This is a genomic window from Gammaproteobacteria bacterium, from assembly GCA_037388465.1.
In the GTDB taxonomy this organism is placed as follows: Bacteria; Pseudomonadota; Gammaproteobacteria; order SpSt-1174; family SpSt-1174; genus JARRKE01.
Genome location: JARRKE010000011.1, coordinates 15553 through 35665, shown reverse-complemented (window position 1 = coordinate 35665; position 20113 = coordinate 15553). Strand labels below are relative to the sequence as shown.

General features: G+C 62.2%; 20 protein-coding genes. 8 read left to right on the top strand and 12 right to left on the bottom strand.

Annotated elements, in window-relative coordinates; genetic code table 11:
• Positions 1-6: 6 nt before the first annotated feature.
• The gene (gene hrcA, locus P8Y64_03790) at positions 7-1056 is read right to left on the bottom strand and encodes a heat-inducible transcriptional repressor HrcA (protein MEJ2059595.1); all 1050 of its coding nucleotides are present in this window, start codon (positions 1054-1056) and stop codon (positions 7-9) included.
• Between the two features lie 165 nt (positions 1057-1221).
• On the opposite strand from hrcA, the gene P8Y64_03785 reads away from it, so the two are divergent.
• Positions 1222-2097, top strand: coding sequence for an NAD(+) kinase (locus P8Y64_03785; protein ID MEJ2059594.1), 876 nt, complete (start codon positions 1222-1224; stop codon positions 2095-2097).
• 8 nt (positions 2098-2105) lie between these two features.
• Positions 2106-3782, top strand: a complete 1677-nt coding sequence (gene recN / locus P8Y64_03780; GenBank protein ID MEJ2059593.1) for a DNA repair protein RecN — start codon at positions 2106-2108, stop codon at positions 3780-3782.
• Between the two features lie 8 nt (positions 3783-3790).
• On the opposite strand, the gene fur is transcribed toward recN, so the two are convergent.
• Positions 3791-4207 carry a ferric iron uptake transcriptional regulator gene (gene fur, locus P8Y64_03775; protein ID MEJ2059592.1) on the bottom strand — a complete coding sequence of 139 codons (417 nt, stop codon included), beginning with the start codon at positions 4205-4207 and terminating at the stop codon, positions 3791-3793.
• Positions 4208-4292: 85 nt separating this feature from the next.
• On the opposite strand from fur, the gene bamE reads away from it, so the two are divergent.
• Positions 4293-4643 carry an outer membrane protein assembly factor BamE gene (gene bamE / locus P8Y64_03770; protein MEJ2059591.1) on the top strand — a complete coding sequence of 117 codons (351 nt, stop codon included), beginning with the start codon at positions 4293-4295 and terminating at the stop codon, positions 4641-4643.
• A gap of 15 nt (positions 4644-4658) precedes the next feature.
• Here bamE and P8Y64_03765 read toward each other — a convergent pair whose 3' ends face one another.
• From P8Y64_03765 to P8Y64_03755, 3 genes are read right to left on the bottom strand one after another with little or no spacing between them, the layout of a single operon-like run.
• Positions 4659-4994 carry an RnfH family protein gene (locus P8Y64_03765; protein ID MEJ2059590.1) on the bottom strand — a complete coding sequence of 112 codons (336 nt, stop codon included), beginning with the start codon at positions 4992-4994 and terminating at the stop codon, positions 4659-4661.
• On the bottom strand, positions 4987-5421 hold the full coding sequence (locus P8Y64_03760; GenBank protein ID MEJ2059589.1) for a type II toxin-antitoxin system RatA family toxin: 435 nt from the start codon (positions 5419-5421) through the stop codon (positions 4987-4989). The genes P8Y64_03765 and P8Y64_03760 overlap by 8 nt, the downstream gene beginning before the upstream one ends.
• Positions 5422-5424: 3 nt before the next feature.
• On the bottom strand, positions 5425-6786 hold the full coding sequence (locus tag P8Y64_03755) for a sodium-dependent transporter (protein ID MEJ2059588.1): 1362 nt from the start codon (positions 6784-6786) through the stop codon (positions 5425-5427).
• A 101-nt stretch (positions 6787-6887) separates the two neighbouring features.
• On the opposite strand from P8Y64_03755, the gene smpB reads away from it, so the two are divergent.
• Positions 6888-7361 (top strand): SsrA-binding protein SmpB, encoded by a 474-nt coding sequence (smpB, locus tag P8Y64_03750; GenBank protein MEJ2059587.1) that lies wholly within the window; start codon positions 6888-6890, stop codon positions 7359-7361.
• Between the two features lie 9 nt (positions 7362-7370).
• On the opposite strand, the gene dnaQ is transcribed toward smpB, so the two are convergent.
• Genes dnaQ through P8Y64_03735 form a run of 3 tightly spaced genes read right to left on the bottom strand, consistent with a single transcriptional unit; the run spans position 7371 to position 9266 of the window.
• Positions 7371-8114: a DNA polymerase III subunit epsilon gene (dnaQ, locus tag P8Y64_03745; protein MEJ2059586.1), complete on the bottom strand. Its 744-nt coding sequence runs from the start codon at positions 8112-8114 to the stop codon at positions 7371-7373.
• Positions 8114-8560 (bottom strand): ribonuclease HI, encoded by a 447-nt coding sequence (rnhA, locus tag P8Y64_03740; GenBank protein ID MEJ2059585.1) that lies wholly within the window; start codon positions 8558-8560, stop codon positions 8114-8116. The genes dnaQ and rnhA overlap by 1 nt, the downstream gene beginning before the upstream one ends.
• The gene (locus P8Y64_03735) at positions 8544-9266 is read right to left on the bottom strand and encodes a class I SAM-dependent methyltransferase (protein ID MEJ2059584.1); all 723 of its coding nucleotides are present in this window, start codon (positions 9264-9266) and stop codon (positions 8544-8546) included. The genes rnhA and P8Y64_03735 overlap by 17 nt, the downstream gene beginning before the upstream one ends.
• A gap of 127 nt (positions 9267-9393) precedes the next feature.
• On the opposite strand from P8Y64_03735, the gene P8Y64_03730 reads away from it, so the two are divergent.
• Positions 9394-10785 (top strand): transglycosylase SLT domain-containing protein, encoded by a 1392-nt coding sequence (locus P8Y64_03730; protein MEJ2059583.1) that lies wholly within the window; start codon positions 9394-9396, stop codon positions 10783-10785.
• A gap of 91 nt (positions 10786-10876) precedes the next feature.
• On the top strand, positions 10877-11944 hold the full coding sequence (locus P8Y64_03725; protein ID MEJ2059582.1) for a cyclic nucleotide-binding domain-containing protein: 1068 nt from the start codon (positions 10877-10879) through the stop codon (positions 11942-11944).
• 9 nt (positions 11945-11953) lie between these two features.
• Here the strand turns inward: P8Y64_03725 and P8Y64_03720 are convergent, their stop codons facing one another.
• Positions 11954-13567 carry an HD domain-containing phosphohydrolase gene (locus P8Y64_03720; GenBank protein ID MEJ2059581.1) on the bottom strand — a complete coding sequence of 538 codons (1614 nt, stop codon included), beginning with the start codon at positions 13565-13567 and terminating at the stop codon, positions 11954-11956.
• Positions 13568-14248: 681 nt separating this feature from the next.
• Here P8Y64_03720 and P8Y64_03715 point away from each other — a divergent pair.
• Together P8Y64_03715 and P8Y64_03710 are read left to right on the top strand one after the other, a co-directional pair.
• Positions 14249-15076: a Stp1/IreP family PP2C-type Ser/Thr phosphatase gene (locus tag P8Y64_03715; GenBank protein ID MEJ2059580.1), complete on the top strand. Its 828-nt coding sequence runs from the start codon at positions 14249-14251 to the stop codon at positions 15074-15076.
• A 17-nt stretch (positions 15077-15093) separates the two neighbouring features.
• On the top strand, positions 15094-15852 hold the full coding sequence (locus tag P8Y64_03710; protein MEJ2059579.1) for an FHA domain-containing protein: 759 nt from the start codon (positions 15094-15096) through the stop codon (positions 15850-15852).
• Between the two features lie 76 nt (positions 15853-15928).
• Here P8Y64_03710 and P8Y64_03705 read toward each other — a convergent pair whose 3' ends face one another.
• The 3 genes from P8Y64_03705 to P8Y64_03695 are packed head-to-tail and all read right to left on the bottom strand — an operon-like array spanning position 15929 to position 20109.
• Positions 15929-17566, bottom strand: coding sequence for a dipeptide ABC transporter ATP-binding protein (locus P8Y64_03705; GenBank protein MEJ2059578.1), 1638 nt, complete (start codon positions 17564-17566; stop codon positions 15929-15931).
• A 7-nt stretch (positions 17567-17573) separates the two neighbouring features.
• Entirely contained in the window at positions 17574-18737 is a 1164-nt protein-coding gene (locus P8Y64_03700) for an ABC transporter permease (GenBank protein MEJ2059577.1), read from the bottom strand.
• Positions 18730-20109, bottom strand: a complete 1380-nt coding sequence (locus P8Y64_03695; GenBank protein ID MEJ2059576.1) for an ABC transporter permease — start codon at positions 20107-20109, stop codon at positions 18730-18732. Before P8Y64_03695 ends, P8Y64_03700 begins: the two co-directional genes overlap by 8 nt.
• Positions 20110-20113: the final 4 nt, after the last annotated feature.

Genomic DNA, 20113 nt, shown 5'->3' with positions numbered 1-20113 from the left:
AACGGATCAGGAATGCATGGCCGCGCCGAGCAGACGGGCGGTGATATCCACCAGGGGAATGACCCGGTCGTATTGCATGCGGGTGGGACCGATCACACCCAGGACACCGATGATCTCGCCGCTGACCGAATACGGCGCGGTGACCAGACTGCATTCGTCCAGGAATTCGAAACCGGATTCCTGGCCGATAAAGATCTGTACCCCTTCCGCCCGGATGCAGCGATCGAGCAGATGAAGGATTTCGCGTTTCTCGTTGAAGGCCGCAAACAGCTGCTTGAGCTTGTCGAGATCCGACAGTTCCTGATATTCGAACAGGTTGACCTCGCCCTGCATCACCAGCCGGCTGGTATCCGGGCCGTCTGGCGCCAGCGCCTGGCCACCGAGCAGAATGGCGGTGCGCATGATGGCGTCCACGTCGCGGCGCAGGTCCTCCATGTCGGCCAGCAGCGACTGGCGGATATCGTTGAGGCTTTTGCCCGCAAACTGGGCGGTCAGGAAATTGGCGGCCTGGCGCAATTCGGACTCGCTGAACGTGCGATCCAGGTGCAGGATCCGGTTCTGGACCTCGCGCTCGCCCATGACCAGGATGGCCAGTACGCGATTGCCGGACAACTGCAGAAACTCGACCTGCCTCAGCTGGCTCTGTTCCTGACGCGGCACGGTGACGACGCCGGCCAGGCGGCTCACGCCGGAGAGCAGCCTGGAGGCGCTCTCCAGCAGGTGCTCATAACCCAGATCGGGATTCAGGCTTTGCTTGAACTCCTCGATCTGCCCGGGCGCAAACGGCTCGACGTTCAGCAGCGTGTCCACGAAGAATCGGTATCCCTGAGCCGTCGGCACCCGCCCCGCCGAGGTATGCGGCGAGACGATCAGGCCCATATCCTCCAAGTCCGCCATCACGTTGCGGATGGTGGCCGGACTCAGCTCGAGACCGGCGGCCTTGGCCAGAGTGCGCGACCCCACCGGCTGACCCTCGCGAATATAGCTCTCCACCAGCACCTTCAGCAGGTGCTTGGCGCGATCATTGAGCTCGGCATTCAGTGGTTCGGTCGGCATCGGCTTCCCAGGCTGCATCGCCATCGTCTTAGCACTCCGCCAGAACGAGTGCTAAGTGCATAATTACACAACCGGCTTTAAGGCTGTCAAGCTGGCACGGTTCGTGGTTGGCGGGCGGGTAGCGTCATGCTAACGTCAGCGGCCAACACACACGACTGCAACGACATGGCAGCCTTCAAGACCATCGGCCTGATTGCGAAACAGGATGACCCCCGTATCCGGGAGGCATTGCACGCGATCTACCGCCACCTCAGCGGACAGGTGGACGAGATCCTGCTGGACGCGAGCACGGGTGGCGTGCTGACCGGTGCCGACTGCCGTCAGGCCAGCCGGGAAAAACTCGCCGCCGCCGCGGATCTGGCCATCGTCGTCGGCGGCGACGGCACCCTGCTGTACGCCGCCCGCACCCTGGCCGAGGCCGCCGTGCCCGTACTCGGGGTCAACCTGGGCCGGCTCGGCTTCCTGGTGGACGTCTCACCGGAGGAGATGGATGCGCGGCTCAGTGCCATCCTGGCCGGCGACTACATAGAAGAGAACCGCGCCCTGCTGCACGGCCGGATCGAGCGTGACGGCAAGGTCCTGGGAGAAAGTCCCGCTCTGAACGACGTGGTGCTGCACATCCGGGACGTGGTGCGCATGATCGAGTTCACCACCTATATCGACGGCGCCTTCGTCAACACCCAGCGCGCCGACGGCCTGGTGGTCTCCACGCCGACCGGCTCCACGGCCTATGCCCTGTCCGGCGGCGGACCGATCCTGCATCCCTCGCTCAACGCCGTGGTCATCGTGCCCGTCTGCCCCCACACCCTGAGCAGCCGCCCGCTGGTGGTCAACGCCGATTCGCGCATCGAGATCGTGGTCTGCGCCCAGAACCAGACCCACGGCCAGGTCGCCTTCGACGGCCAGGCCAATATCGACCTGAAGGGCGACGACCGGATCATCATCGAGCAGCTGCCGCAGAAACTGCGGCTGATTCACCCACGCGACTACGACTATTTCCAGATTCTGCGCGCCAAGCTGCGCTGGGGCGAGCAGCCCTGACCGGACCCATGCTCACGCACATCCATATCCGCGACTTCGCCATCATCGAGGAACTGGAACTGGAACTCGATGCCGGCCTCACCGTACTGACGGGGGAAACCGGCGCGGGCAAGTCCATCCTGGTGGACGCCATCGGACTGGTGCTGGGGGATCGCGCGGACAGCGGCGTAGTGCGTACGGGTGCCGAGCGCGCCGAAATCAGCCTGAGCCTGGACCTGGAAAATCACGACGAGGCCAATCAGTGGCTGGTCGACAACGACCTGGATGCCGGCAGCGAGTGCCACCTGCGGCGGGTGATCGGCAGTGACGGCCGCTCCCGCGCCTACGTCAACGCCACGCCCTGCACTCTCGCCACCCTGCGCACGCTGGGCGAGCTGCTGGTGGACATCCACGGCCAGCACGAACACCAGTCCCTGCTGCGGCGCGACATGCAGCGCGCCCTGCTGGACGGCTACGCCGGCAACCAGGCCGAACTGGAAGCCATGCAGCAGGCCTACCGGCAGTGGCGCAAGCTCAAGGACCGGCTCGATTCGCTGACCGCCGAAGGCGACGCGCGGCAGGCGCGGCTGGACGTCCTGCGTTATCAGGTCAAGGAACTGGAGGCGCTGGAACTCGGCGCCGACGAGTACGACGGCCTGGAAGACGAACACCGCCGGCTGGCCCACGCGGGCCGCCTGCTCGAATCCTGTGAGATGGCCTACGAGGGGCTGTACGGAGCGGAGGAAGGCGCGGTCGACTCCCAGCTCAGCCACTTCATGCAACAGGTCGAAAGCGCCCGGGAACTCGACCCTCGCCTCGCCGAACCGGTCGAACTGCTCAACAGCGCCCAGGTTCAGCTGCGCGAGGCCGCCGAAGCGCTGCGCCGCTATGCCGATCATCTCGATCTCGATCCCGCCCGCCTCAACCAAGTCGAGGAGCGCCTGGGACTGATCCACGACCTGGCCCGCAAGCACCGGACCGACCCGCAGGCGCTGCCGGAGCTGTTCGAAAACCTCTCTAGCGAACTGGCCGCACTGGAAGACGAGGACTGCGACGTGGAATCCCTGGCCAAGGCGCTGAACGAGGCCGGACAGCAATGCTCCACCGCGGCGGAAACACTTGGCGCACGCCGCCAGGACGCCGGGCAACGGCTGAGCGAGGGCGTGAGCGCGGCCATGCAGACCCTGGGCATGGAAGGCGGGCGCTTCGAGGTGCAGCTCGATGTCCAGCCCGAACCGTTCAGCCCCAACGGCCAGGAGCGGGTCGAGTTCCGGGTCAGCGCCAACCCCGGGCAACCGCTGCGTCCGCTGGCCAAGGTCGCCTCCGGCGGCGAGCTGTCGCGCATCAGCCTGGCGATCCAGATGCTGGCCGCGGGCAGCGTGCGCATCCCCACCATGATTTTCGACGAGGTCGATTCCGGGGTCGGCGGTGCGGTGGCCGAAGTCGTCGGCCGTGAACTGCGGCGTCTCGGCGCGACCCGTCAGGTCCTGTGCGTCACCCACCTGCCCCAGGTGGCCGCCCAGGCGCACCATCATTGCAAGGTGGAAAAACGGCGCGCCAAGGACGCCACGCATACGGAAATCACGCCGTTGGACGAACAGGCGCGGGTTCAGGAACTGGCGCGGATGCTGGGCGGTGTGGAACTGACAGAAAACACCCGCGCACATGCGCAGGAGATGCTCGAGCGGGCGCAAAACACCGCCTGACCGGGAGGTCAGCTGGGCTTTTTCTCGTCCTCGAATTCGCCGTACAGAATCAGGCAGTGATCGGTGATGCGGAAACCGTGCTCGCGCGCGATCTCCTGCTGGCGTTTTTCGATAACCTCGTCGAAGAACTCCACCACCCGGCCGGTGCGAACCGACACCATGTGATCGTGGTGCTCTCCCCGCTCGATCTCGAACACCGCCTGGCCGCCTTCGAAATGGTGGCGCCGGACCAGTCCGGCCGTCTCGAACTGCGTCAGCACGCGATAAACGGTCGCCAGCCCGATTTCTTCCCCGCCTTCCAGCAGCTTGCGGTAAATATCCTCAGCGGTGAGATGGTGCTCATCAGCCTGTTCGAGAATCTCGAGGATCTTCATGCGTGGCAGCGTGACCTTGAGTCCCGCTTTTTTGAGCTCTTGGCTTTCCACTACACGTACTCCACTCATAGGAAATCGGCTGAAAGAGAGGCTAAGGGGTTTATAATGCGGCGTTTTTGAGCGAAAGGCTGCCTACATGCGAAAGCTTCTCACTTCTATTACCCTGTTTGCAACCCTGTTTCTGAACGGCTGCAGCAGCCTGCACGTGTACCGGATGAACATCCAGCAGGGGAACGCCCTGACCGAAAAGGAGGTCCAGCGCCTGCAGACCGGCATGAGCAAACAGCAGGTGCGCTACATACTGGGCGATCCGGTACTGGAAGCACCGTTTCACGCCGATCAATGGCACTACGTCTACTACCACTACCAGGGCACCGACGGTAAGACGGTCAAACGCCAGCTGACCGTCGTATTCCAGAACGGAAAGGTCAGCAGTTTCACCACGGCAGGCGACTTCAAGACGCCGTTGCAGGCGGGCAGCAGCTGACGGTCGCACAAGACCTTATTCTTGGGGTTCAGCGGGGGCCGTGTCGCCCCCGCCCTTTTTCATCCGCTTGCCGGCCGCGGCGCGTTGCTTGCGGATCTCCTTGGGGTCGGCGATCAGGGGCCGGTAAATCTCCACGCGGTCCTTGGCACGCAGCGCGGTATCCAGCTTAGTGAGCTTGCCGAAGATGCCGACCTTGTCCTGGTCCAGGTTGATCTGCGGATAGCGATCCAGAATGCCGGACAGCTCGATCGCCTGGCGCACGGTCGTGCCCGTTTCAACGTTGATCTCGAGAATCACCTGTTCGTCGGGCAAGGCATACGCGACCTCGACCGGCAGCAGCGCACTATCCACCGTAGACCTCTTGGGCACGCTTGACGAAGGCGTCGACCAGGGAATTGGCGATGCTGTTGAACACCGGGCCCACGGTCATGCTCAGCAAGCGGCTGCTGAATTCGAAGTCCAGATCCAGGGAAACCTTGCAGCCCACGTCCTGCAGGCCATCGAAACGCCAGAAACCTTCCAGGTGCTTGAATGGCCCCTCGACCAGGCGCATTTCGATCATCTTGTCCTTTTGCAGCCGGTTACAGGTGGTGAAGGTCTTGCGTACGGCCCCTTTGGCCAACTCGATAGCGGCCATCACCTCGTCGTCGTCCCGCTTGATAACCCGCGAGCTGTGACACCAGGGCAGAAAAACGGAATAGGACTCGACGTCGTCCACCAGGGCGAACATCTGCGCCGGACTGTACGTTACAAGCGCACTGCGACTGATCGTCGTCATGATTCAGAGCAAACCGATGGCGTGCAGGAATATGATCAAAATACCCAGCGGGGAGAAATATCTGACAATGTAAAACCACAGCCGGTACGCGAACCGGTCGCCCATGTCGAATTCGTCGATGGACGATTGTTCACGCATGATCCAGGCAGCGAATACGGCTATCAGGAACCCGCCTAAAGGCAACATGATATTGGAGGTCAGGTAATCCGCCAAATCGAAGAAGGTCTTGCCCAGGACTGTCACCCCGCTGCCGATATTGAAGGAAAACACCGTCCCGAGCCCCACCACCCAGGCCGCCAGACCGGACCAGAGCGCGGCCCGGCCACGATGCACGCCGCGTTGCTCGACCAGATAGGACACCACCGGCTCGATGATGGAGATCGCCGAGGTCCACGCGGCGAAGACCAGCAGGACGAAAAACAGGGTGCCGATCTCCTCCCCGCCGGGCATGGAGCCGAAAGCGATCGGCAGGGTCTTGAAGATCAATCCGGGACCGGCGTCCGGCTGCAGGCCTTCGGCGAATACCAGCGGGAAGATGGCCAGACCCGCAAGCAGGGCCACCGCGGTGTCGGCGGCGGCCACGATGAAGGTCGTCTTGGCGATGGAGGTGTGCGCGGAGAGATAGGAACCGTAGGCCATCATCGCTCCCATGCCCAGGCTGAGGGTAAAAAAGGCGTGCCCCATCGCGATCAGGATGGCGTTTCCGTTCAACTTGCTGAAATCGGGATCGAACAGAAAATGCACACCCTGCATGAAATCGCCCTCGATCACGGCATAACCCACCAGGGTGAGCAGGATCACCCCCAACGCCGGCATGAGATACCGCACCGCCTGCTCCAGACCGGACTGCACGCCGCGCGCGACCACGACCATGGTCATGAACATGAAGATGGAATGCCAGGCGACCAGCCTGACGGGCGATGAGAGCAGTGACGAAAACTGGGCGGTGACGAACTGGGTGGAGGCACCCGTAAAGGTGCCCTGTGCCGTCTTGAAGATGTAGGACAGTGCCCAGCCGGCGATGACGCTGTAATACGAGAGGATCAGAAATCCCGCCACCACGCCGAGCCAGCCCATGTAACGCCACAGGCCACTGGCTCTTTCATCCATTGCCAGGGTGCGCATGGTGTTGATCGGGCTCTGCCGGCCACGCCGCCCCAGCATGATCTCGGCCATCATGACCGGAATGCCGATGACCGCGATGCATACCAGATAGACCAGCACGAACGCCCCGCCACCGTTTTCACCGGCGATGTAGGGGAACTTCCAGATATTTCCGAGACCGACCGCCGAACCCGTAGCCGCCAGAATGAATGCCAGTCTGGAAGACCACTGCCCATGCAGCGACATGCGAGAGGTCGTCATGCTGCCCCATCAATGAATTGGTTGGACGCATTGTGGGCAATTTCACGGGAGGCCTCAAGTAAATCACCGGGCAAAGAGGCCGGCTTGGTTATAATGGCCGGATGGCCAGCAAGAAATCCAAAACAAACAGTTCCACCATTGCCCTGAACCGCCAGGCGCGCCACGACTTTTCGATCGAGGAAACCCTGGAGGCCGGCATCGCCCTGGAAGGCTGGGAGGTGAAAAGCCTGCGTGCGGGCAAGCTGCAGCTGCGGGAAAGTTACGTGCTGATCAAAAACGGCGAGGCCTGGCTGTTCGGTGCGCACATCGCCCCCCTGCCTACCGCCTCGACGCACATCCATCCGGATCCGATCCGCACCCGCAAACTGCTGCTGCATGCGAACGAGATCGGCCGCCTCATCGGCGCCGTGGAACGCAAGGGCTATACGCTCGTTCCCCTGGCCATGTACTGGAAACGGGGGCGAGCCAAACTGGAGATCGGGGTCGCCAAGGGCAAGAAGGTGTACGACAAGCGTGAGACCGAAAAGAAACGCGACTGGGCCCGTGAAAAGGCCCGCCTGCTCAAGGCCCGCTAAAACGACAGGCTAGGACGCGTCCTGTCCCGTGAGGGCGGTCCACAGCACCCGGCCCCCTGAGGCCTTCGCAATCTCCGTCAGGCGCGCCTCATGTGCCGCACTTTCCGCATCCGAGGCGCTGATGACCGGCAGACGCTTGCGGTCGGCCGGCAACCGCCGGATGCGCGTACTGCCGCCGCGGCTGGGGCTGTCGGCCTCCCGGGTTTCTCCATCGAGCGACAAGGCGGTCTGCCCGCCCGTCATGCGCAGATAGACGTCGGCCAGAATCCGCGCATCCAGCAGGGCGCCGTGCAGCTGACGATGCGAATTGTCGATGTCGTAGCGCTTGCACAGCGCATCCAGGCTGTTGCGCTGCCCGGGGTGCATGCTGCGCGCCAGCACCAGCGTGTCGACGACGGAACAAAAATCCCCCACCCGCCCCAGGGATGTGTCGATGCGCGCCAGTTCGTGATTCAAAAAACCGACGTCGAACGGCGCGTTGTGGATCACCAGTTCGGCGCCGCGCAGATAGGCCAGCAGGTCATCGGCGATCTCCTCGAAGGGCGGCTTGTCGGCCAGTGCCTCGTTGGTGATGCCGTGCACCTCGATCGCCCCTTCGTCGATCAGCCGGTCGGGCTTGATGTACTGGTGGTAGTCATTGCCCGTGGGGCGGCGGTTGATGAGTTCGACACAGCCGATCTCGATGATCCGGTGTCCCTGTTCCGGTTCCAGACCCGTCGTTTCGGTATCCAGCACGATCTGTCGATTCGCCATCAACCCGCCTCCAGCATTTGATCAATCGCCCCGCGTGCCAGCGCATCGGCGCGTTCGTTTTCGGGATGGCCGCTGTGCCCCTTCACCCAATGCCATTCGATCTCGTGGTTTTGCGTGGCCGCCTGCAGGCGCTGCCACAGATCCACGTTCTTGACGGGAGAACGGTCCGCCGTGCGCCAGCCGTTTTTCTGCCAGCGCGCGATCCATTGCGTGATGCCGTTCTTGAGATAGTTGGAATCGGTGGTAATGGCGACGTGCGAAGGCCGCTTCAGGGCCTCCAGTGCGGCGATCGCCGCCATCAGTTCCATGCGGTTGTTGGTGGTTTCCCGCTCTGCACCCTGGAGGGTCTTTTCGACCCCCCGGTAGCGCAGCAGGGCGCCCCACCCGCCGGGTCCCGGATTGCCACGGCAGGCGCCGTCGATGAAGATTTCAACCTGTTCTTTCACGATTCATGTTGCGTGTAGTGGGTTCGGTAAGTCGCCCAGGCGCCAGGGCACTGCGCTTCGACCAGCGGGGACGAATCGGCGTGAGCGTGGCGACCCGCTTGCGGGCCAGTATGACATGCACGCTGCCGAAATAGGGCCACCAGCGGCGCCCCCATCGTTCCCAGCGCGATTCCAGACAATGCCGGGTCAGCCGGTTGATGGGCGCGCGGAAACCGTAATGCAGGGTGCGCAGCGTATCGAATCCCAACAGGGCGAGCCAGTCGTTGATCCGCAGGGCACTGTAAAAATGTCCGCACCACGGCACCCCCTCGCGCCAGAACTGCGCTCCCTGCCACAGCCCCATCAGGCTCCAGGGATTGAAACCGACGATCACAACATGACCTTCCGGTATCAGGGTGCGCTCGACCTCGCGCAGGACCTCGTGGGGGCGCTCGGAAAACTCCAGCACATGCAGCAGCGTGACCAGATCGAGGCTCTCCGCATCCCAGGGCAGTTGATGCGCATCGGCCATCACCCGCGCCGGACTGACGATATCCTGACGCACCCAGTGGGGGATCCGCGAATGCCGACTGAAATCCAACGACGGGTCGATCACCCCCATCTGCAGGGCGTGATAGCCGAACAGGCTGCCGACCAGGGCTTCCAGGGTTTCATCCAGCCCGTGCAGCAGGCACTGTCCGGCGCGCGTTCCATACCACCTACGCAACCCTCGGGCCCGCTCAGCCGACGTCGATTTACACAAGCGGGATGGAAACATACACGCGGTACACCAAGGCCTTGGGTTTGTCCCCGCCGGCCGGTCGCAGCCATTTGCGGGATGCTAAAATCATATCATGCTGAATCGAGTGGACTACCGCTGGCTTGTCGTCTCCCTGTTCGCCATCCTGCTCGCCTCATGCAGCGCGCGGGAGGTCTCGCAGCGGCTGAGCAACGAGGCGGCGGATGACGCCGCAACGGGCACAACGACGGAGATCAGCCGCGAAGAGGACACGCCGTTCACCGGCCTCGAATCCGATGATATCGAGGGTCTTACCGAGCCGGAAGACCGTTTCTGGCAACAGGTCGGCGAGGATTTCAAATTGCACAACGCCGTCGACCAGCCTCGCGTCCAACGCGAATTACAGTGGTACCGCTGCCATAACGACTTCCTGCAGCGCGTTACAGCCCGCGCCGAACCTTTTCTCTACTACCTGCTGCAGCAGACACAGGCCCGCGACATGCCCGCTGAATTGATCCTGCTGCCTATCGTCGAAAGCGCCTTTCTGCCGTACGCCCACTCCCCTTCCGGTGCCGCCGGCATGTGGCAGTTCATGCCTGCCACGGCCCGTCACTACGGGCTGCGCCAGAACTGGTGGTATGACGGACGGCGTGACGTGGTCGATTCGACCCGGGCGGCACTGGACTATCTTCAACGGCTGCACGGTATGTTCGACGGCGACTGGCTGTTGGCGCTGGCGGCCTACAACAGCGGCGTCGGCAACGTGCGGGCCGCCATCAGACACAACCGCAAACAGGGGCTGCCGACGGACTTCTGGCACCTGGACCTCCCCAAGGAGACGCGCCGCTACGTGCCCAAGCTGCTGGCCATCAAAGCCATCGTGGAAAACCCGCACCGCTACGGACTCGAACTGTGGCCGATCCCGAACCACCCGGTCGTGAAAGCGGCCAAACTCGACGGCCAGATCGACCTCAGCCTGGCCGCAAGACTCGCGGGCATCCCGCCTGAAACCCTGTATGCCCTCAACCCCGGCTTCAGGCGCTGGGCCAGCCCGCCGCACACCGAGCATCTTCTGCTGCCCGTCAAACATGTGGCCCAATTCACCCAGGCGCTCGCCGAGCTGCCCGCCACGCAGCGCGTCAGCTGGCGCAGACACCGGGTCAAAACGGGGGAAAGCCTGAGCGTGATCGCCCAGCGATTTGGCACCCGCGTGAGCGACATCAAGCGGGTGAACCACCTTAAAAACAACCTGATCCGCGCCGGCGAAAAACTGCTCGTTCCGCTGCCGGCCGTCAAAACGGCGGGCACGGCGGATTCCGGCGCGGACCTGCCGCGCACCCTGATCCACGTGGTCGAATCCGGCGATAGTCTGTGGAGCATCGCCCAGTTTTACAACACCAGCATCCAGGCAATCAGAGACTGGAACGACATCGAGCGCAATACCCCTCTGTACCCGGGCATGCAACTTAAAATCGAACGCCCGCAGCTGGCCGGCAACCATTCCTGAACACGCCATCATTGAGTTCAGGCCTGACTCCCGTTAGTTTAGGCGCTTAATCCAATCCACCGGCACCCGGTTTCCGCCTGCGTAACGAGTAATGAGCGCCTCCCTCGACACCGATCTTGTCAAGCAGCTGATCCCCATCAACGCGCTGTCACCCGACCGGCGCAGGACCCTGCTGCAAAAGGCCCGCGTTATCGAATCCCCCGAAGGCAGCCGCCTGTTCAAAAAGGGCGATACCGACAAGATGCACTATTACCTGCTCGAGGGCGAGGTCGAACTCACGGACGACAGTGGCGTATTCAAGGTCATCGCGGCCGGCAGCCAGGACGCGCTGCACCCACTGGTACACAGGCAACCACGCACCGCGACGGTCCGCACCACGACGCCCTCGCGGATCCTCGCCCTGAACAGCAACGACCTGGACCTGATGCTGACCTGGGACCAGACCGGCAGTTACCAGGTGGACGAGCTCGACGAGTCCGACCAGCAGGACGACGACTGGATGACGCGCCTGTTGCAGACCAAGGCCTTTCAGAGAATTCCGCCCGCCAATCTGCAGGCCATTTTCAGCCGGATGGAGGAGATATCCTGTCACGCCGGAGATGTGGTCGTCCGCCAGGGTGACCCGGGGGACTATTTCTACATCATCACCGAAGGACGGTGTGCGGTGACCCGCACCCTGCCCTCCAAGCCGGAAGGCATCAAGCTCGCGGAACTCGGTACGAGCGACAGCTTTGGAGAAGAGGCGCTGATTTCCAACGGTCACCGCAATGCCACGGTCACCATGCTGACCGACGGCAAACTGATGAGACTCTCGCACGAGGATTTCACTGCCCTGCTCGAAGCGCCGTTGATGCGCCACATCAACTACGAGGAAGGCGTGGAAAAAGTCGCCAACGATCACGCCCAGTGGCTGGATGTACGCCTGCCAGACGAATACAAGCAACACCACATCAAGGGCAGCATCAACATTCCCCTGGTCCTGCTGAGAATCCAGATGGCGAAGCTGGATCCGCAACGCCCCTATGTCGTGTATTGCGATACAGGACGCCGCAGCGCCGCCGCCACCTATCTGCTGAGCGAGCGGGGATTCACGGCATTCCTGCTGGACAACGCCATGCAGGACGTGCCGAAAAATGCACTGGAAGGCGCCGATACCTGATACCCGCCGCTACGGCGTGTAGCCTGGAATCCGGGTTTCATCCACCTCGTCGATCTGATCCGCATCCAGGAACTGCTCGGCGTAGCGCAGATAGACCTTCTCGCTGACGAACACCCGGAACAGATCCGGATCGATCTTGCTGTCGAGCATCATGCGCCCCATGATCTCGAGGCATTCCGACAATCGCTTACCGGGCTTGTAGGGACGGTCCTTGGCGGTCAAGGCCTCGAAGACATCCGCAATCGCCACCACACGCGCCGGCACGGACATTTCCTCACGCGTCAATCCGCGGGGGTAGCCGGAACCGTCCATATGTTCGTGATGCCCGCCGGCATACTCGGGGACATGCTGCAAATGCTTGGGGAAGGGCAGCGATTCGAGCATCCGGATCGTCGCCACGATGTGCCGGTTGATGACCGCCCGCTCCTCGTCGTTCAACGTTCCTTTCGGGATGGTGAGGTTATAGACCTCGTCTTCACCCAACAAAGACCTCATCACGCCGTCGCCGTCCACGAAACGCTGCGCACCGATTTCCCGGACATGGGCCTGATCGTCCGCCGACATGGTTTCGCCGCCGATGTTGCAGCGCCTCAGAAATGACTGCTGCCCGATAAATTCAAGGCGCGTTTTCGCCAGCGCCGAATCGACCTCCCGGGTATCGGTCCCGTGCCTGGCCAGCAGCTCGCGCAGTAGACGGATCTCTGCATCACGGCGCAGGATATCGAAACGTGCATCCACCAGCCGCATACGGTCGAAGATGGTTTCCAGCTTGGTGGATTTATCCATCACGTGTTCGGGCGTGGTGATCTTGCCGCAGTCGTGCAACCATGCCGCCACCTCCACCTCGTGCCGGTCCTTGTCATTCATGCGGAAGTCCTTCAATTCGCCACACTCGGAACGCGAAGCGGCCTCCGCCAGCAGCATGGTCAGCTCGGGCACTCTGCGGCAATGCCCGCCCGTATAAGGCGACTTTTCATCGATCTCCGTCGCGATCAGCTTGATGAAGGCATCGAACAGGTTGTTGAGATCGTCGATCAGCTTGCGGTTGGTCAGGGCCACCGCCGCCTGGGAAGCCAGGGATTCGGCCAGCCGCACCGAGCGCACCGAAAAAGGCACCGTCTCGCCCGACACCCGATCCAGGGCATTGATCAACTGCAGCACGCCGATGATCTCGTTTTCATGATTTTTGAGCGGAACGGTGAGAATCGAGCGGGTTCTGTACCCGGTCTGTTCGTCAAATTTACGCGTGCCGGAAAAATCAAAACCATCCGCCCGGTAGGTATCGGGAATATTGATCGTCATATCCCGGAACACACTGAAGGCCACCACCGTACTGGTATTGGGCGAACCGTCCACCTCATAAAGCGGGATGGGATCGAACGGGATCGACACGCCCGTGCTGCCACCGAGGGCGACGCCCAGGCTGTCGGTGGACATGATCTCGAAGACGAGCCGATTGTCGGCTACGGAATAAATCGTTCCGCCGTCGGCGGCGGTGAGGATCTTGGCACTGGCGAGAATGTTCTCGAGCAGTCTTTGTATATCGCGTTCGGTGGAAAGCGCGATGCCGATCTCGGTCAAATAATTGATCTGCGCCGACCTGTCTCCGGAATCCCCCGGCATGGCATGCTCCTCATGGCGGCATTTTTAGGACGCAGTTGTTTTCGAAACCCGTCTCAACAGACCTCGTGAGCCACGTTACCGATGCAAGAGCCAGTACCGTCACGACCAAGTCGTCTTGAGACAGATTCAAGTTTAGCAACCTACCAGGCAAATACCGCCGTACAAGTGTCACCTTTTCGGCACCTAGCCTTTTATCGCAAATATCCCTATGATCTTGCTCATAAAAACATTCTTGAGAACAACAGGCTGAATGCCGTCAGGACGCAACGGGGGCACATGAACCATCAGGGCTTTCTCAGCACTACCCGACACGCTGAGCACATCGCTACGCCACACCCGCTGATCAAGGGATCGCCCGCCGTGCAGACCACGCTCCGATCCGTCCCTCCCGCAACCGTCGGGAAGGGCGTGGCTTTTCTTATCGCGTTGTTTTCAAATAAAAAAATATTCCCGACCGGAAACAATGCGGCCATAATGGCGGATGCGAGCCTGGATGGTATCCAGGCCGGAAGCACGCGCGGATCCCTTCAGCCGCACCGCTTGCGGATCTGCAGACGATCCATTCTGGCGCCGGTCTCGACATTGCGGGTAGGCTAATGACTCCGCGCCGAATGATCCCCAGAAGCAGAGGCTTCCGTTTTCAGGCAATCATATAAATAACGACCGAGAGCGCCGCGCCATATGAACCTCAAAGGGAAAATCGCCATCTCCGGACGGACCGACACCGGTCGTGTCCGCTCGCACAACGAAGACAGTATCGGCGATGACATCGAAATCGGCTGCGTAGCGCTCGCTGACGGCATGGGTGGATACAAGGGTGGCGAAGTCGCCAGCGCCATCGCGATCAACACGATCATCGAACACCTGGGCAATGAACTGCCCCGCCTGAAAAACGCCGGCGAAATGGATGAGGAGACCGGCTACACCAAGGAAAGCCTGATCCTGCGAGACTCTATCCTGCTCGGCAACAAGGCGATCTACGAAACGGCGCGCAGCCAGCCCCAATACCAGGGCATGGGCACCACGATCGTGCTGGCCGGTTTCTACGACAATCGTCTTACCGTCGCCCACGTCGGCGACTCCCGCATGTACCGGATACGCAGTGGTCGCATGGAACAGATCACGGCGGACCATTCCCTGCTGCAGGAACTGGTCGACCGCGGCTTTTATTCCAGCGAAGAAGCCAAGGAATCCCTGAACAAGAACCTCGTGACCCGTGCGCTGGGCATCGAGCCCACCGTGGCGGTGGACATCAACGAGGACCTGGTGCTGCCTGGAGACGTTTATATGATGTGTTCCGACGGCCTCAACGACATGGTCGAGGATGAGGACATCCGCTTAACTATTCAGGACTATGGTGCTAACCTTGATGAAACCGCCGACCGCCTCATCAAGCTCGCGAACGACAACGGCGGCAAGGACAACATCTCGGTAATGCTGGTCAGGATTCTCAAGGCATTCCCGGCGGAAAAATCGCTTTACCAAAAGCTAACTGACTGGCTCTTCTGAGTTCCGGGCAACTGCATATGTCTAAGCTCATACTTTCCCTACACGACCGTACCCTTTCCGAGCACCCTATCGAAAAGGAGTGCGTGAAGATCGGCCGCAAGCCCGACAACGATATTCATATCGATAATCTGGCCGTCAGCGGCCATCACGCCCAGATCATCACCATTCTCAACGATTCCTTCCTCGAGGATCTCAACAGCACCAACGGGACCTACGTCAACGCCAAGCTGATCAAGAAACACGCCCTGAAGGACGGGGATGTCATCACGATCGGCAAACATACCCTGAAGTACGTCAACGAATTTGAAGCACCGGCGAGCGCGCCGCAGGGTGAGGAGGAAGGCAAGGAAGACGACGATTTCGAAAAGACCCTGATCATTCGTACCGATACGGTGGGGATGCCCAGCCGCGACGGCGCCAAGGAACTGTCCGAACAAACCATGGGCAAGCTCTCGGCGGAATATGCCGAGGCCACCAAACACGCCCAGCACCCGGACACACAGTCGCATTCGGCCAAACTACAGATACTGAGCGGCGCCAACACCGGAAAGGAACTGCATCTCGCCAAGGCCCTGACCACGCTCGGCAAACCCGGTGCCCAAGTCGCGGCCATCACCCGTCGTCCGCAGGGCTTCTTTTTGCTACATATCGACGGCGGGCCCGACAATCACAGGCCGCTGGTCAACGGAGACGACATCGGCATCGTCGCCCATCCGCTCAGCAATCACGACGTCATCGAGATCGCCGGCGTGAAGATGGAGTTCATCGTCACCTGAGTACGGACCGGAGCGGTCCACCCCCGCCTCTCTGCCCTGCCCGCCAGACATCCTTCGTTACGCAGACGTAGCGTTCTCAGGATCTGGCCGGGTACAGGCGCGGTACGGCCGCGAGCAGGCTGCGAGTGTAGGGATCGCGCGGCGACCCGCATACGCGGGCGGTCTCGCCCACTTCGATGATGCGACCGTCTCGCATGACGGCCGTCCGGTCACTGATGTATTCCACCACGGCAATATTGTGGGTGATGAACATCAGCGTCAGCCCGCGTTCGCGCTTGAGTTCCAGCAGCAACTGAAGCAGTTCGGCCTGCACGGAAACATCCAGGGCGCTGGTGATCTCGTCGCAGAGCAGGAAATCCGGCTCCAGCACGAGGGCGCGTGCGATTCCGATGCGTTGCCGCTGTCCGCCCGAAAAGGCCTGGGGCAGCTGCCACAACGAATCCTCCTCCAGACGCACCTGGCGCAGCACGCTGCGCGCCCGCTCCAGACGATCCTCCTCGTTCTCGCCGATGCCGTGCACGCGCATCGGTTCGATCAGGGCCTGGGCAATCGTCAGGCGTGGATTCAGCGAGGACATGGGATCCTGGAACACAATCTGCAAATGGCGTCGCAAGCCGCGCCAAGAAGATGCCCGCAACCCCTGCAGATCGCGGCCATGAAAACGGATGTTGCCGCGGGTCACGGGTTGCAGGCCCAGCAGCGCGCGCCCCATGGTGGTCTTGCCACACCCGGATTCACCCACCAGCGCGAGCACCTCCCCTTGATTGATCTGCAGGCTGACGCCATCGACCGCCTTCACGTGGTCTACCACGCGACGCAGTATGCCTTTGCGTACCGGGAAGTGGACGTACAAATCCTGCAGCTCGATCAGCGGGGTCGCCCCATCATGCCCCCGCGGAGTGCGGGGCAGGTTTTCCGGCAGGGCATCGATGAGTTGCCGGGTATAGTCGTGGCGCGGGCTGTACAGCACGTCGTCCGCCTCGCCCTGCTCCACGATCTTGCCGGCACGCATCACGGCTACCCGATCGGCCACCTGCGCGACCACGCCCAGATCGTGGGTGATGAACAGGATGCTCATGCCCTTTTCGGCCTGCAGCGACTTCATCAACTCCAGGATTCCTGCCTGCACGGTGACATCCAGCGCCGTGGTCGGTTCGTCCGCTATCAGCAGATCCGGTTCGCAGGCCAGGGCCATGGCGATCATGGCGCGCTGGCGCTGCCCGCCCGACAGCTGGTGGGGATACGCGCTGAAGCGCTGTTCCGGATGATCGATCTGCGCGGCCCGCAGGGACTCGATGACCTGCACCCGGAGGTGATCGGGGTGCAGATCATCGCGATGCAACGACAAGGCCTCCCCGATCTGATCGCCGACGGTCATCACCGGATTGAGACAGGTCATCGGCTCCTGAAAGATCATGGCAATCCGTCCGCCCCGCAGCTCGCAGCGGCTCGATTCGTCCATGGCCAGGATGTCATCTTGTCCACCCGCGTCGTGCAGCAGGATCCGTCCGGTCGGATGGCTGACACGGTCGGGAGGCAGCAATTGCAGAATCGACAGGGCCGTCACCGACTTGCCGCTGCCGGATTCGCCGACCAGGCAGAAGGTCTCGCCGCGCCTGACCTCGAAATCCACGCCGTCCACCGCCTTGATCAGGCGTCCCGATACGTGCAGCCAGGTCCGCAGGTCGTGCACTTCGAGCAAAGGCGTGGTCATCGTCCGCTCACCGCTGCAGGTAGGGGTCGATCACGTCGCGCAACGCCTCGCCGATGAGGTTGTAGGCGAACACCGTGAAAAAGATCGCACCGCCGGGGAAGATCGCCATCCACCAGTAGAAGGTGGACGACTGCACGGCCTGGTTGAGCATTTGCCCCCAGGAGGGGCTGTCGACCAGGCCGAGACCGAGAAAGCTGAGCGTCGCCTCGGCGAGGATGGCCGAAGCGACGCCGAAGCTGGCCGCCACCAGCAGGGGCGCCATGGCGTTCGGCAGCATGTGCCGGAACAGGATGGAGCGCAGCGGCAGACCGCCGGCGACCGCGGCCTGAACGAAGTCCTGCGCGCGCAGCTTGAGGTATTCCGCGCGCACGTAACGCGCATAGCCCGGCCAGGCGGTGAGCCCGATGATCACCATCATCAGGTACAGGCTGCGTCCGAAAAAGGCGACGAAGGTCAGCAGCAGAAACAGCGTCGGCACGGCCTCGAAGATTTCCACCAGACGCATGCCGACGATGTCCACGATGCCCGAGAAATAGCCCATCAGGCCCCCGAGGATCGTGCCGATAAGCATGGCGATGCCGGTAGCGATGAAACCGATGGCCAGTGCGATGCGTGAGGCGTGAATCATGCGGCTCAGCACGTCGGCGCCGTTGGCGTCCGTGCCCAGCCAGTGCACATGCCCGGGGTCGGCCAATGGTGCCTGGAGGGCGACGTCACCCCGGTCACGCTGGTAGTCGCGGGCCGAATAGGGAATGGGTGCGTGAACAACCCAGTCATAACGGCCGGCGGCCTCGGCCTCCCGGTACTGTTCGTACACGGTAATCTGCGGTGGGTGTAGCAGAATCAGGCTCAGCGTGGTGATAATCGCCCCGCCCGCCAGCCAGATCGCCAGACGCCGCAGGAACGGCAGACGCGGCCAGAACAGGATGCCCGAGCTGAGGAACATCAACAGCAGGGTCGCGTCGGCCGGCGTGAACGCCGCCAGGGCCGGACTCTGCAAATGCCCGTGCTCGCTCAGCAGCAGCGGCCGGGAGTTCGCCAGCAGCGGTGCGAAAACCGCCGCAAAGGCCAGGAGCCCGATCCAGACCAGCCCCAGCCTGGCACCAAGCTGCTTGAGCATCAGGCGCAGCATGCCGGCTGCGTAGCCACTTTGTTTCACCGCCTCATTCATAACTCACCCGCGGGTCCACCATGGCATACAGAATGTCGGCGATGAGGTAGCTGATCAGAGTCAGCAGCCCGCTGATCAGGGTGATGGAAAGCACCAGTTCCCGATCCCGCCCCTGCACCGCCTCCACGGCCAGCTTGCCCATGCCGTCGATACTGAACAGCGATTCGACGATCACCGAGCCCGCCAGCAGACTGGGCAGCAGGCTGGCGGACACGGTGATCAGGGGCAGCAGGCTGTTGCGAAACACGTGGCGCCACAGCACCTGCCGTTCCGGCACGCCTTTGGCGCGCGCGGTACGGGCATAGTCCGCATGCAGATTCTCTAGCACTGCGGAGCGCGTCAGCTTGGCGAGAAAGGCGAAGCCGCCATAGGTCAGACACAGCACCGGCAGCACGAGATGCCAGAGACGGTCGAATAAAAATCCGCGCACAAATCCGCCATCTACGAAATACGAGGCGAGCAGGACACCCGCAAACAGCCCGGTCAGGCCCATCGCCGCGACCCGCAGGCTGGTAAATCCGGTCCAGCCGAGCAGTCCAAGCATCGTACCGAGCGCCACGGGCAGCAGCACCCACAGCACCCAACCGGCCTGGGGCAGGACGTCGACCATCCACAAACCGCCCGCCACGCCCAGCACGGCCATGATCGCCAGGTTGCCCGTACGCCTCAGAAACCGCGCCAGTGCGACCATCAGCCCGGTCCCGAGCAGCGCGCTCACGCCCAGCAGCAGGGCATCCCAGAGATTCGACCAATGCGGCATGAACGGCATGTCCAGGGCGGTACGCTGGCTCAGTCCTGCGGTCGGAAACCATTGCCAGTATTGTTCGCTGGCGAAGAATCCGATCAACAGGACGCCGGTCAGCATGGTCGGAACGGACCACAGGCCCAGCATGGTGATGCTGGTCAGGCGGTCGAAACCGCCGCCGCGGTCGGTGGCGGCGCGTACGCCGAAGGTGATCGCGATCAGATAGATCAGCGGAATGGAGAGCAGGTTCAGCAACAGCGTGATGGGCAGGCGTTCCTTGATGAGCTCCAGCACCGGGCGTCCGTAGCGGAAACTCATGCCCAGATTCGATCCCTTGGTGAAGGAAAAGCCGGCGATGTGATGTTCGTGATCGAACACGAATCCGATCGGCATCACGTTGTTCAGCCAGCGCAGGTACTGCACGGGCGGGGGCGAATTGAGGCCGTAGAGGCGGTTGTAATAATCCTCCAGCGCGCGCTTGGCCTCCGGCTCCAGGTTCTGCCCTTCGATCAGGCTTTGGGCGCTGATCCCGCCGGGCGAGGCGGCCATGACCGTGAAGACGACGATCGTGATACCGAGCAGGGTCGGAATCATCAACAGCAGGCGTCGCAGGATGTAGGCCGTCACGGCG